Raw genomic sequence first — 12,727 nt, forward strand, 5'->3', positions numbered from 1 at the left:
TCCGAACCGCAGATGTTGGTGGTGGTGATCTTGACGATGATGTCGCAGGGGTGTTCGATCTTCGCGTCCGGTACGTCCTTCACCGTGACCGTTCGCGGTCCTTCGTATACCGCTGCCTTCATGGTGACTTCCCTTGATGTCGCGGCAGGGCGGTGACGGAGAGGGCGCAAAGAGCCTGGCTCTGGGAAGTGCTACGAGGGGGTCCGCGACTCCGGCACGCCTCTGCGGGCCGCTCACCTGGATCGGATGGAACGGTGGTTCTGCCGCCGGCCCGCCAGGCGGAGCTTCGGCGCTCCGGCGGCGTGCCGTGCGGGTCCCCGTCAGGCCCCGAGGCGAAACAATCACGCACCGACCGATCAGCGGAATCTCCGGACCCGGACGACCCGCCAGAAGAGCCGCGACCGTAACGTCCTGAGACGACACCCGCATGACTCCTTATCGCCAGCTGCCCCCGAGATCGCACGTGGCCACGGGATGCTTCCGAGGTAACGCCGACGCCGCGTGACACGCTGGCCCCTGCCGGCAGGTGCAGGCGGTACGGCCGGATCTCCTCGTCCTCCCCGTGCGGGGCCTGCTCCACCACGGGGCCACGGTTGTGTGCGCCACCGCGAACATCCGCTCCGAGCCACCCGGTCGGCACCGCACGCCGCGCCACCGGACACCCTGCTTCGGTATCCATACCGGGATTCCTCCGGGCGCTCACGTGAGCGGGGCCCGGTGACGGCGCCTGTCGCGCGGTTCGCGGCGCGATCAGGTAGTCAGGAACGGTGAACAAGGACGCGACCGACCCCTTCGTGCATGTCCGGGGCGCCGGTGAGAACAACCTGCGGAACATCGATGTCGACGTTCCGCGGGACGCCATGGTCGCCTTCACCGGCGTCTCCGGTTCGGGCAAGTCCTCGCTCGCGTTCGGCACGCTCTACGCGGAGGCCCAGCGCCGCTACTTCGAGTCCGTAGCACCGTACGCCCGGAGGCTGTTGCAACAGGTCGGCGCACCGCACGTGCAGGAAATCACCGGACTGCCACCGGCCGTGGCCCTGCAGCAGCGACGCGGGTCGCCCAGCTCGCGCTCGACGGTCGGCACCCTCACCACGCTGTCCAATCTGCTGCGCATGCTGTACTCCCGCGCCGGCACCTATCCGCCCCGGGCCGCACGGCTGGAAGCCGAGTCGTTCTCACCCAACACCGCGGCCGGCGCCTGCCCGGAGTGCCACGGACTGGGCGTCGTGCACGACGTCGCCGAGGACCTGCTCGTCCCGGATCCCTCGCTGAGCATCCGCGAGGGGGCGATCGCCGCCTGGCCGGGCGCCTGGCAGGGCGCCAACCTGCGCAGTGTCGTGAGCGGCCTGGGGATCGACATCGACCGACCGTGGCGCCGGCTCAGGAAGAAGGACCGGGACTGGCTGCTGTACACGGACGAACAGCCCTCCGTGTACATCGAGCCGGAGGAGGACCGCGTCGACTACGGCTACCAGGGCAAGTTCTGGAGCGCCCGCAAGCACGTCATGCACGTCCTCGCCGACTCCAAGAGCGAGAAGATGCGCGAACGGGCGCTCCGCTTCGTCAGGAGTGTGCCCTGCCCCGCGTGTCACGGCAGCGGACTGCGGCCCGAGGCGCTCGCCGTGACCTTCGCCGGACGTTCCATCGCCGAGATCAACGCGATGCCGCTCACGGAGGTCGTGGCGCTGCTGCGGCCCGTCGCGGGGCGGTCCGAGGCCGACGCCACCACGTCGACCGCCCGATCCGGGGAGACGACCGAGGTCGCGGTCCGGATCTGCGGCGATCTGGTCGCGCGGATCGACGTACTGCTCGACCTGGGCCTCGGATATCTCAGCCTCGGGCGCCGCTCCACGACCCTGTCGCCAGGCGAGGCGCAGCGCCTGCGGATCGCCACCCAGCTGCGCTCCGGGCTGTTCGGCGTCGTCTACGTCCTCGACGAACCCTCCGCGGGCCTGCACCCGGCTGACGCGGAACCGCTGCTGGACGTGCTGGACCGCCTCAAGGCGGCGGGCAACTCGCTGTTCGTCGTGGAGCACGACATGGACGTCGTACGGCGGGCGGACTGGGTGGTCGACATCGGCCCCGGTGCGGGCGAAGGCGGCGGACGCGTGCTGTACAGCGGCCCGGTCGCCGGTCTTGAGCGGGTCGGGGAGTCGGCCACGAGCCAGTACCTGTTCGGGCGCGCCCAGCCGCTCGATCACCGCCCGCGCACACCGCACGGCTGGCTGCACCTGAGCGGCGTCTCCCGCCACAATCTGCGCGACGTGTCCGTCGACGTACCGCTCTGCGTACTGACGGCGGTGACGGGCGTGTCCGGTTCCGGAAAGTCGACGCTGGTGACGCAGGTGCTCGCCGAGGTCGTCCGCGGCCACCTCGGACTCGTACCCGAGGAGCCCGACGAGGCGCGGCTGGAGGTCGACGTCCAGGACGCGTCGGGGGTCGAGTCGTTCGACCGGCTGGTCCTGGTCGACCAACGGCCCATCGGCCGAACTCCCCGGTCCAACCTGGCCACGTACACCGGGATGTTCGACGCGGTGCGCAAGCTGTACGCGGCGACGGACGAAGCCAGGGCGCGCGGCTACTCGGCCGGGCGGTTCTCCTTCAACGTGCCCGAAGGGCGGTGCGAGACCTGCCAGGGCGAAGGATTCGTCGCGGTGGAACTGCTGTTCCTGCCCGGCACCTACGCGCCGTGCCCGACCTGCCACGGCGCCCGGTACAACGCCGAAACGCTGGAAGTCACCTACCGCGGCAAGAACATCGCGGAAGTGCTGGCGCTGTCCGTCGACGCCGCCGCCAAGTTCCTGTCCGCCGTCCCGGCCGCCTCCCGCAGTCTCGAGACGTTGCGCGAGGTGGGACTGGGGTACCTGCGGCTGGGCCAGCCCGCGACGGAACTCAGCGGCGGTGAGGCGCAACGCATCAAACTGGCCACGGAACTGCAGCGAGCCCGCCGCGGGCACGCGCTCTACCTGCTCGACGAGCCGACGGCGGGGCTGCACCCCTCGGACATCGCGCTGCTGCTGCGACAGTTGCACCGGCTCGTCGACGCCGGCAACACGGTCGTCCTCGTCGAGCACGACCTGGACACGATCGCCACCGCCGACTGGGTCATCGACCTCGGTCCGGGCGGCGGCGACGCGGGCGGGCGGGTGGTCGCGGCGGGTCCGCCGGCCAAGGTGGCGAGGGCCCGCCGCAGCGCCACCGCGCCCTATCTCGCGGCCCGGCTCGCGCGCTCCTGACGACAGAATCGCGATCGCGAATCCCCGGGCACCTGGCGCGACCCGGTGGCCGCGTGTCTCGCGCACCAGCGCGGTGCGCGAGTAAGCCGACTTTGCGGCAACCGCGGGACCCGACCTGCCGCGGCAGTCCCGCAACCCGGCGTGAGCGGTCGCGTGTGGCAAGAATGACCCCATGCACATGGTGATCGCGGGTGGACACGGAAAGATCGCGCGCCGGCTGACCCGGCTGCTCTCGGCGCGCGGCGACAACGTCACAGGGCTGATCCGCAACCCGGACCACGCCGACGACCTGCGCGCGGACGGCGCGGAACCGGTGGTGTGCGATCTGGAGCACGCCTCGGTGGACGAGGTGGCCGGCCACCTCGGCGGCGCCGACGCGGCACTGTTCGCCGCGGGCGCCGGACCGGGCAGTGGCGCGGCCCGCAAGCAGACGGTGGACCGGAACGCGGCCATCCTCCTCGCCGACGCGGCCGAGCGCGCCGGGATGCGCCGCTTCCTGGTGATCTCCGCAAAGGGCGTGGACAGCCCGCCGCCGCCCGGCACCGACCCGGTGTTCGCCGCCTACCTGAAGGCCAAGGGCGAGGCGGACGCCGACATCGCCTCCCGTCCGGGACTGGACTGGACGATTCTGCGCCCGGGGATGCTGACCGACGACCCCGGTAGCGGCCGCGTCACGCTCGCCGAGCACACCGACCGCGGCCAAGTGCCGCGCGATGACGTGGCTGCGGTGCTCGCCGCCCTGCTCCACGAGCCCAGGACCGCCGGGCGCATCCTCGAGCTGATCAGCGGGTCCACCCCGGTCGAGGAGGCGGTGCGCGCCGTGGCCGGCGGCTGACGCCGCACTCCGCCCTCGCCCGGGTGCGGGTAATGACTCACACCCGGGCGCCCCGAGGAGGCCCGGGACAAGCTGGACTGGCTGAAGAACGCCCTGGCGCGCACGGGGCACACGAGGCGCGGTGTCCCCGTACGTGGGCGGCCCGTACGACGGCGGCCACAACCCCGACGGCGAGATCGACGCCATCGGCATCCGCCGCGGCGGGAGCGACGAGTCGGGACGGTACGCCCTCACTGGGGTGAAGGCGTGCGTGTCCAGCGGTGGGAGCCGCTGAAGAGTTGAGGGGCCGCGCCAGTGCAAGGGGGGAGCGCTCTGGCGCGGCCTGTCCGCCAGGACCAAAAAGGCGGGGCATGTTCCTGGCGTGACCTCCAGGAGCGCCTGTGCCCCCGTTGTCGACGGTTACGCCAGCCGATTTTCGGTGCTGTGCGGCCGCGCCCTACGAGGCTCGACGGTGGCGGACCCCGCGGTGGAAGTCGAACACCCACGGATGTTCTTCGGGGGGTTCGCCGCAGTCCTCGCAGGCACCGGGGCGCAAGGACACCTCGACGTAGGTGTGAGCGAAGGTGCGGGGCCGTCGGTGACGCTGGGTTGCCGTTCGCACGGTGAGGCCGCAGGTGTTCCACCAGGGCCTGAGAGAGGAGGATGGACGTAAGCGACGAAGGAGGCCCGTCATGAAATCCGGAGCCCCTGATTACGACGCCTGGTACTCGCGCACACCCTCGCAGGCCGAGGGCGAGCGGGACGAGACGGGCGAGCGTACCGCAACGGAACAGCACCCGGACGTCCCCCGGAGCGAGCCATCCCAGGCGGAGGGCGAGCGGGGCGACGACGCCTAGCGCCACTGGACGCTCCGTCGCCGGGGGCCGGGTGAGGGCGCACTTCTTCCGGCGCTGTCACCGGTTCCCGGCCCGCCTGCCGTCCAGCAGTCCGTGCATGTGCGCGGCGGCGTTCTCGATGTCCGCGTATTTCTGCTGTGCGGCGCGTACCTCGGCGGAGAGCACACCGCAGCGGTGGACGCGCTCGAAATCACCGTAGGGGAACTTGTACCGGCCCTTGGTCTCCTCTCCCATCTCGTCATCGATGCCCAGGTACCACCTGGCGTACTCGTCGAATCCGTGCTCCTCGAGGTAGGCATTTTCCTCTGCTGCCGAAGGCCGGTGCTCGCTCCACTCGTCCCGGTCGTCCAGGACGATCCGGCCCTCTTCGGTCAGTTTCTTTGCGTGGTTGAACGCCCTCGCGTTCGGTTTCACCGTCATGCCGTTCACCGCCCCATGGACAGTCGTGTTCAGATGTCGGCTGCTGCCGCCCGGATATCCTGTCGAGCCTGCTCCATCAGCTCGTTCAAGTCGCCGACCTCAGGGGTGAGTTCCCGCGCGCGCGGCGCGATCTGCTGCAGCCATGCCGCACTGGCCAGGGCCAGTTCGACGGCCTCCCGGGTCCGCTCCTCGCCGAGCAGTTTCTCGAGCTTGAAAGCAATGCTCGCGAGCGTGTCGTCATCGGTGGCGGGCACCAAGCAGGGCTCCAGGCCCGGCGGATACGGTGTCCGCTCCCGGTACTCACGCATCGCGGTCACGACCGCGGGCACCGCGCTGTACCTGTCGAGGAGGCCCATGAAGACGTACAGGCGGGCCACCAGCCGAGGCAGGCCGGGGTGCCGATCCAGCCAGGCCATCAGCTCGCGCTGATCACCGACGTGGTTCATGATCTGCGACATCTCCTCCGCGACCTGGTTGGGCCAGGTCCAGTGGAAGGGCAGCAGCCGCGCCACCTGATGGGCGAGCGCCGCCTCGCCCTCGGCGTCCAGCGTGCCGGCAACGAATTCGGCGACCTGCCTGTGGTCCAGTCCGTAGTCGGCCGGCGCCGCCCGGTCCTGTGAGCTCTGTGACGAGTCGTGGCGCAGACGCAACAGCTGTGTGCCGATCTTGCTCAATGTCCGGTTCCGCATTGTTCCTCCCAGCTCGCGATGTGTTCTTCATCGTCCGGAGCGGCCGAACGACCGGCTCCTGCCAGGTGCCCGACGTCCCCGCGGATTCAGGCGCAGGCTCTCCTCGGCCCTGGCCAGGGCCGCGCCCACATCGGCGGTCTGGTGATCCAGTCGCCGCACCTCCTCCAGCCAGGCCGTCACATGGCGGGCGGAGGCGACGTGCACCAGTTCGTCGCCGATCCGCAGGAGCAGCAGCCGCCGCAGCCGTGGCGCGAGGTCCCTGGTCGCCCCGCCGGCAGGCCCCACGTAGACGGGCGGGACCACAACCGGGTTGAGCAGGACGCCCACGGTCACGCGTATCAGGGTTTCGACGACGCGCCCGAGCGCTTCGGTCCGCTGCCCGCCCACGCCGAGGACGACCATGTCCGTGACGGCGACCTCCTCCCCCCAAGGGGCCAGATGTAGCAGGTGGTCGAGCGGGAGGCAGACCAGGACGAGCAGTCCAAGGCTCCACCGGGTCCGCCCCACGGCGTCCGTGAAGCCGACGGCGATCAGCACGCCGGCGACCCCGCTGGCGATGCGCCGGATGCCGACGGTCAAGATCGCGTACAGCGTGACCTTGCACGACGAGCAAGGCCGTCAGCGGAGCCAGCAGGGCTGCGCATTGCCGGCCAGCCGCAGACCGGCGAGGTAGGCGAGGACCGCGGTGGCGGTCGACCAGCGTCCGGACGACGACGCGTTCCTGCGCCGCCTGACCAAGTCCCACCACCGGGGCCGGGGAAGTGAGCGCGGTACCGCCCATAGCTCACGCGCTGCATCAGCCCGGTAAATCGAGGACCTGTTGCTCGGATACGACAGCCCCCGGCATGCGGGCACTCCGGGTGGCGCCCCGGTTCAAAGGTCCCGTTCCACCCACTCATCGACGTGCTGCCCCGCCTGGCCGACGGTCGTGGCATCGCCATGCCCCGGGCAGACCACGGTGTCCGCTGGCAGGGAGGTCAGCCGCTCACGGATCGAGTTGATCATCCTCGGGAAATCGGAGCCCTCCCGTCCGGCCGTACCCGGACCGTCGGACAGCAGCGTGTCACCGGTGAAGACGGTATGCAGCACCCGGTCGTACAGGCTGACGGAGCCCGGCGTGTGCCCGGGAGTGTGACGTACCGTCAGTTCCGTTCCCGCGACATGGATCTCCCGGCCGTCGGTCAGGTCGTCGTCGGGGGTGCGGTCCGGGTAGATGTCGTGCCACAGCCTGAGGTCGTCGCGGTGCAGCAGGATGGGCGCCCCGGTCAGTTCGGACAGCTCCACGGCCGCATCGACGTGGCCGCTGTGCGCGTGCGTGCACACGATCCCGACCAGACGGCGGTCGCCGACCGCCTCCGCGATGAGATCGGGCTCGTGGGCGGCGTCGATCACGATGACCTGTTCGTCGTCGCCGACGATCCACACATTGTTCTCCAGCTGCACAGGGACGCCGTGCGCCCCGGTCAGGCTGCCGACCGTCAGCAGGCGTTCGACGTGGGCGGTCATCGGGACGTCACCGCCGGGAGCCGGCCGCCATGGCGCACCACGCGCGTGATCGGATCGCGTACCTGCGGTTTCATGGAACGTCCCCTTCCCGGCGAAGCCCTCTACGCCAGTGGACCTCGCAGGGCGCGGCGCGGCAAGTCCGGCATGCCCTGGAGGGACCGCTGGACGGTGACGACCGACGCGGAACCCTTCGACCGGCCGCCGCGCCGGCTGTCACACCGGGCGAGGACTGGCAGTCTTGAGGGAGGTGCAGCCAGCGGCGGGACACGGTGATCGCGGTGTATGCGGGTACCCGTCTTCTCGAGGGTGCCCGGCCACGCCGGATGCCCCGCCTTCACGCCGGTCGGCGGCCGCAAAAGCCGTTACCGGTGGCCGGAACGCTTCGGGAGGCCCAGCCACGGACCAGGACACCGCGCAACAACGAGTACCCGCAGGCACTGTGGGGCCGGCCGGGCGGGTGGGGGATGTCTGGACGTCCGCGTGGGACCGGGTCATCGCCTCCGATCCCGGGTTCATCCGGCTGCTGAACGCGCTGCGCATCGTCTTGAGCGTGCTGCTGTCCGTCGTCGTGATGACTGAGCTGCACATCCCTCTTCCGCTCCTGGTCACCGGTGCGACGGCGGCGGAGGTCTTCGCGTTCGCCGTTTCCGATCCGCACCGGCGCGATCAGGCGATCACGCTGGCTCTGGGACTGCCGACCGGTCTGACCGCGCTGGCTTTCGGAGCCCTGCTGGTGCACCACCGATTGGTGAGCGACGTGGTCTGCGTCCTGGTGATCTTCGCGGCCGCTTACGCGCGACGGTTCACCAGACGGTGCAGCGCGTTGGGCGTCATCGCCTTCCAGATGTTCTTCATCACCCAGTTCGTCAGGCCTCACCCGCAGTGGCTGCCTCAGCTGTGCCAGCTGCTGGTGATCGGTGCGGTCTGCAGCGCGGTGGTGAGATTCGGGCTCGTCCCGACGTCGTCGCAGGGGACCCTGCAACGACTGCTTGAGGCGTTCCGCGCGCGACTGGTGCAGCACCTTGAGGCAGTCATCGACCTGGCTCGGCAGAAGCCGGGAACACCCGGCGCCGAACGGGCCGTGCGCCGTCTGCGGCGGCGCACGGCTGCCCTGCATCAGGCAGCACTGATGATCCAGGATCACTTGGACGACACGATCCGGGAGCACTGCACGGCAGCCCATGTCCAGCGGCGCATCGCCGAGGCGGAAGTCGCCGCCGAACACCTCGCGGTCCTGCTGACAGGGGCGCTCGGCCTGCAGGGGGTCAATCCCGTCGCCAGTGACATCACCGAGCGCACCGGCCGCGTGCCACCGGACGTCTCGGTACCGCTGCGCACGGCCGACGAGCAGGTCATCCACCGTCTCATCGCCGATCTGCACGCGCTGAAAGTGCTCGCCGGGCGGGCTCCCGGCAGCGACCACGGTGTCGGCCTGAAGATCGTGCGGGACCGGCTCCTGGGCTACCGCGACGACGAACGGCTGCCCGACGCGCCCCCCGCCGTGCAGGACGTGTTCCGGGCGATCGGCGACGTCAGCCGAGCCCTGCTCGGCCTGCGCCTGGCACTGACCGGACCTGACGAGAGCGAGGAGAGTCCGGATGACAGCCCCGAGACCGTGCGCTGCCGGGAGGAGCTGCAAACCGAGGACGCCGTTCTCGACGCCGAGGACGCCCTGAGGGAGAAGTCCGAGGAGGAGGGCGAACCGGCCGGCCTGGAACGCACGACCACCCGCGTCGCCGTGCAGGTTTCCCTCGCCTCGGCCCTGGCGATCGTGGGTGGCGAACTGCTGTCGCCGCAGCGCTGGTACTGGGCCGTCTTCACCTGCTGGGTGGTGTTCGTCAACACCTCCTCGTCCGGAGAAATCCTGGTCAAAGGGTCCCGGCGTCTGGTGGGCACCCTGCTCGGCGTCCTGGCCGGAATCGGCTTGGCCGGTCTGGTCGGCAATCATCCCTGGGCCGCGTTTACCCTGGTCATCCTGTGCCTGTTCGGGACTTTCTACGCGATCTCCTACGCGGTGGTGTCCTTCTTCGTCACCGCGATGATCGGGCTGCTTTACACGCTGTTGCACAGCTTCACCCCGGACCTGCTCGTGATACGGCTGGGCGAGTCCGCGCTGGGGGCCGCCTGCGCGGTCGTGGTGGGCCTGCTGGTGTTGCCGGTGCGGACGCAGGAGCGCACCGAGGAGCAGATCCGCCAAGTGCTCTCACGACTGCGTGAGGTGACCGGCCAGGGTGTGGCCGAGCTCGGCGGCGGTCGCCCCGTCGACCTGCTCCACCGGGCACGGGCCTTGGACAGCGCACTGGCCGATCTGCGGACCACCACTCTGCCGCTGCGCCATCCGATCACCCCCTTGCGCCGTCGCCGGCGGCTCACCCGTTACGTCCTGGGACTGCTGGAGACGGCCGCCTACCACGCCCGCAACCTCGCGGCCATCGCCCAGCCCGCGCCAGGCAGTCGGGGGATCGTGAGCGATGCGCGGCTGTCCGAGGCGGCAGGACGCGTAGACCGCAACCTCGGCGCGCTCATCGAGTGCCTGCAGACCAAGGGTGGCTGCCGGGAGCCTCTCGACGTCGAGGCGGGAACCGTCACCGCGCAGAAGGGCTCCGAAGCCCCTCACGCCCCCGGATCCGGAAGGCGGACGGCGCCGGAGACGGAGCGGCAGCGAAACCGGCTCACTCAGGTGGCACTGCGTCATCTGCAGCGGGTGGACGAAGACGTCCTGGGACTCGCCCGCCCGCTCGGCATGGGATTCAAGGAACAGCAGGCCAAGCCGGACACCCGGCCGGCGGAGACAGCTGCCGCGGGCCGGTAGGACGCGGGCGCCCGCGGTGGGCGATCGCGGCGGTGGTTCGGCTGACGAGGCGTCATGGTCCCGGCGGCGCCACGATGCCGGCAGGGGGCCCGCGCTCACCAGGCCGATCGCGGAGTGTTCTTCGGGGTGTGCGCCGAGCAGCAGTCGCTCGAGAACGTCGCCCGGCCGCTGACCGCCGAGGAGACCGGTCCCGGCGGTCCGCCGTACGCCCCGGGGATGGCCGGCACCGGTCGCACCGCCGTCATGGCCGACCGGTCGCACAACGAGGAGATCGATGAGGTGGCGGCGGCACTCGAACCCGCGAGACCGGAGTACGGCTGAGGCTGAAGGAGGCCGATGAACTGCAGAACGCCCATCACCGCCGCTTCGAAAGCTGGACGAACGCCATCCAGCCGCTGCCCGGAGCCGCCGAGCTTCTTCGGACGCTGACGGACTGCGGCGTCCCCTGGACGATCGCCACCAGCGCCCGCCGGGACGACGCCGCACCCATGTTCGCCAGACCCGCCGTGCCGCCCGACGTGCCGACGGTCACCCGCGAGGAAGTCAGCCGCGCCAAACCCGAGCCCGATCTGTTCCTGGCGGGCGCGGCTCGGAATCCCCGCCCGCGACTGTGTCGTCGGCGGAGACAGTGTGTGGGATCTGCTGGCTGCGCGGCGGGCGGAGGCGCTCGGAGTGGGGCTGCTGTCCCCCCTCGACCTGCTGGGGCACATCGACGAACTCGGCGTCCGGGACGCGCACGGCGCCTGAGCGCGACGTACCCCTCCCCGGGCGGTCCGGCACCCGGGACGGACGAGTATGGGGGCACTGCTCAGGAGGCCGGTGCGGTTCCGCCGCCGGCCTCGCTGGTCTTGACGCGGACCACCACGTCTGCCGCCTCTTCCAGGCTGTGGTCCAGGTTGTTGAGGAACCGCTCGTCGTCGGTGCGGATGCCCCGGAGCATGTCGGCGTCGGGGCTGTCGCCGATCTCATCGGCGAAACGCTCTGCCGCGCGGGCGGCCGCCGCCGCCTTGGCCACCACGGCGAACTCCTCCTCGATGTCCTGCAGGAGGCGTTGCGGAGTGTGACCATCGTGCCCGGTCCACAGGGCTGCCGACAGCCCCGACGTCAGCCGCCACAGCACGCGGCCGGTGCTCACGGCCTGACCGCCCAGGGCGATGAAGGCCTCGGACAACGGTCCTCGGGCGGTCAGCTGATCCAGGCGGCGATTGAGCTCGTGGATGTGGTCATCGACCTCCTGGATGTGGTCCTCAAGGGTCTGCCGGTGGTCCCTCGCGGGTTCGGCGGCCAGATCCGCCCGCAACTGGCCGGCGACCGCCTCCTCGGCATCGCGGACGTCGCGCAGCAGCGGGATGACCGCTTCGACGGTGACTGCCATCAGAACTCCTCACAGGGCGATGGGCAAAGGCGGCCGGAGGGCTAGCCTGGGTGCCGCGGAGGCAGCGGGCAACGCTCGCTGCCTCCCCCGGCCTGGGGGACCGGAGATCAGTCCCCCTTCTTGATCTCCACATGCCGGGCCTTCGCCGGCTGAGCCTTGGGCACGGTCACCGAGAGCACGCCGTCGGACAGCGCGGCGTTCACGTTCTCGGCTCGCACGTCACCGGGCAGCACCAGCCGGAACTCGAAGCGTCCGGTGCGCCGGGTCCGGTGCCGCATGACGCCTTTGCGCTCGCGCTCCTTGATCTCCCCGGAGATCGCCATTTCCCGGTCGTTGATCTCTACGTCGATGTCCTCGCTCCTGACGCCGGGCAGGTCGAGTTCGATCACATACGCGTCGTCCGTCTCGGAGATGTCGGCCTGCGGGATCCAGGGCATCTCCGCCGGCGTGGCGCCGGCCCCCACGGTCGACTCCAGCAGCCGTCCCATCCGGTTGAACAGATCGTCAAACTCGGCGAGAGGGCTGCGTGTCCACGCGGTGACCCCGGGCTCCGCCACGGCGCCGACTCGCTGCCGGCGTGCGGGTAGCGTCATCAGAACTCACCTCCACGAGTTACATCTCAGGCATTTAGGGTGTATCGGTGTACCCGGCGGGAGGTTGCTCACACACCTCCGGCCGGGAAGTCAGGCGGCGGCGGTGACCGCGTAGGGGAAGTCGTCCCGGACGCGCTGGAGGAATTCCTCGCCGCTCAGCTTCACTGGTGTCTCGGACGGCCTCCATCCGTCGTAGTAGACGCCGCGGATCAGGGTCGGAAGCTGCGCCCCGAAGTGCGCGGCCCCGTCGACGGAGAGCCGGTCCCGTAGCCCGTGCAGGACGGCGCGCAGTGCGGCGTACGACTGCTTCCGGCGTTCCTTGGGCCAGCCGTTGGCCTCCTCGATTTCCCTGAGGAGCCGGTTGGCCTTGTCCACCGTGGTGTCGAAAGAGGAGAAACCCGTATCGGTCATCTCATGGCTCCTTT

13 protein-coding genes and 1 pseudogene are annotated in these 12,727 nt (G+C 70.4%); 6 read left to right on the forward strand and 8 right to left on the reverse strand.

Features of this window, described 5'->3' with window-relative positions; genetic code table 11:
• Positions 1-122 (reverse strand): annotated as a pseudogene (locus ABZ919_RS19850) (aldehyde dehydrogenase); the annotation flags it as partial.
• 645 nt (positions 123-767) lie between these two features.
• Here ABZ919_RS19850 and uvrA point away from each other — a divergent pair.
• The 4 genes from uvrA to ABZ919_RS19870 all read left to right on the forward strand — a co-directional run bounded on the left by uvrA (position 768) and on the right by ABZ919_RS19870 (position 4,907).
• A complete protein-coding gene (gene uvrA, locus ABZ919_RS19855) occupies positions 768-3,236 on the forward strand; it encodes an excinuclease ABC subunit UvrA (RefSeq protein ID WP_361249260.1) in 2,469 nt (822 codons plus the stop codon).
• A 172-nt stretch (positions 3,237-3,408) separates the two neighbouring features.
• Entirely contained in the window at positions 3,409-4,071 is a 663-nt protein-coding gene (locus tag ABZ919_RS19860; RefSeq protein WP_361249262.1) for an SDR family oxidoreductase, read from the forward strand.
• A 121-nt stretch (positions 4,072-4,192) separates the two neighbouring features.
• Complete coding sequence (locus ABZ919_RS19865; protein WP_361249265.1) at positions 4,193-4,345, forward strand: hypothetical protein; 153 nt, start codon at positions 4,193-4,195, stop codon at positions 4,343-4,345.
• A gap of 397 nt (positions 4,346-4,742) precedes the next feature.
• Entirely contained in the window at positions 4,743-4,907 is a 165-nt protein-coding gene (locus tag ABZ919_RS19870; RefSeq protein ID WP_176986079.1) for a hypothetical protein, read from the forward strand.
• Between the two features lie 57 nt (positions 4,908-4,964).
• Here the strand turns inward: ABZ919_RS19870 and ABZ919_RS19875 are convergent, their stop codons facing one another.
• The 4 genes from ABZ919_RS19875 to ABZ919_RS19890 form a co-directional block, all read right to left on the reverse strand.
• Positions 4,965-5,327, reverse strand: a complete 363-nt coding sequence (locus tag ABZ919_RS19875) for a hypothetical protein (protein WP_361249268.1) — start codon at positions 5,325-5,327, stop codon at positions 4,965-4,967.
• Positions 5,328-5,356: 29 nt separating this feature from the next.
• A complete protein-coding gene (locus tag ABZ919_RS19880) occupies positions 5,357-6,001 on the reverse strand; it encodes a hypothetical protein (RefSeq protein WP_361249270.1) in 645 nt (214 codons plus the stop codon).
• Between the two features lie 42 nt (positions 6,002-6,043).
• A complete protein-coding gene (locus ABZ919_RS19885) occupies positions 6,044-6,607 on the reverse strand; it encodes an aromatic acid exporter family protein (RefSeq protein ID WP_361249735.1) in 564 nt (187 codons plus the stop codon).
• 282 nt (positions 6,608-6,889) lie between these two features.
• On the reverse strand, positions 6,890-7,522 hold the full coding sequence (locus tag ABZ919_RS19890) for an MBL fold metallo-hydrolase (RefSeq protein ID WP_361249273.1): 633 nt from the start codon (positions 7,520-7,522) through the stop codon (positions 6,890-6,892).
• A 457-nt stretch (positions 7,523-7,979) separates the two neighbouring features.
• On the opposite strand from ABZ919_RS19890, the gene ABZ919_RS19895 reads away from it, so the two are divergent.
• Together ABZ919_RS19895 and ABZ919_RS19900 are read left to right on the forward strand one after the other, a co-directional pair.
• A complete protein-coding gene (locus tag ABZ919_RS19895) occupies positions 7,980-10,334 on the forward strand; it encodes an FUSC family protein (protein ID WP_361249275.1) in 2,355 nt (784 codons plus the stop codon).
• Between the two features lie 114 nt (positions 10,335-10,448).
• Positions 10,449-10,655: a hypothetical protein gene (locus tag ABZ919_RS19900; protein ID WP_361249277.1), complete on the forward strand. Its 207-nt coding sequence runs from the start codon at positions 10,449-10,451 to the stop codon at positions 10,653-10,655.
• Positions 10,656-11,142: 487 nt separating this feature from the next.
• Here ABZ919_RS19900 and ABZ919_RS19905 read toward each other — a convergent pair whose 3' ends face one another.
• The 3 genes from ABZ919_RS19905 to ABZ919_RS19915 form a co-directional block, all read right to left on the reverse strand.
• Positions 11,143-11,709 carry a hypothetical protein gene (locus ABZ919_RS19905; protein ID WP_361249279.1) on the reverse strand — a complete coding sequence of 189 codons (567 nt, stop codon included), beginning with the start codon at positions 11,707-11,709 and terminating at the stop codon, positions 11,143-11,145.
• Positions 11,710-11,816: 107 nt separating this feature from the next.
• The gene (locus tag ABZ919_RS19910; protein WP_361249281.1) at positions 11,817-12,302 is read right to left on the reverse strand and encodes an Hsp20/alpha crystallin family protein; all 486 of its coding nucleotides are present in this window, start codon (positions 12,300-12,302) and stop codon (positions 11,817-11,819) included.
• Between the two features lie 90 nt (positions 12,303-12,392).
• Positions 12,393-12,713, reverse strand: coding sequence for a DUF2267 domain-containing protein (locus ABZ919_RS19915; RefSeq protein WP_361249284.1), 321 nt, complete (start codon positions 12,711-12,713; stop codon positions 12,393-12,395).
• Positions 12,714-12,727 lie beyond the last annotated feature (14 nt).

It is taken from the genome of Streptomyces sp. NPDC046759, assembly GCF_040645475.1.
Taxonomy (GTDB): Bacteria; Actinomycetota; Actinomycetes; order Streptomycetales; family Streptomycetaceae; genus Streptomyces.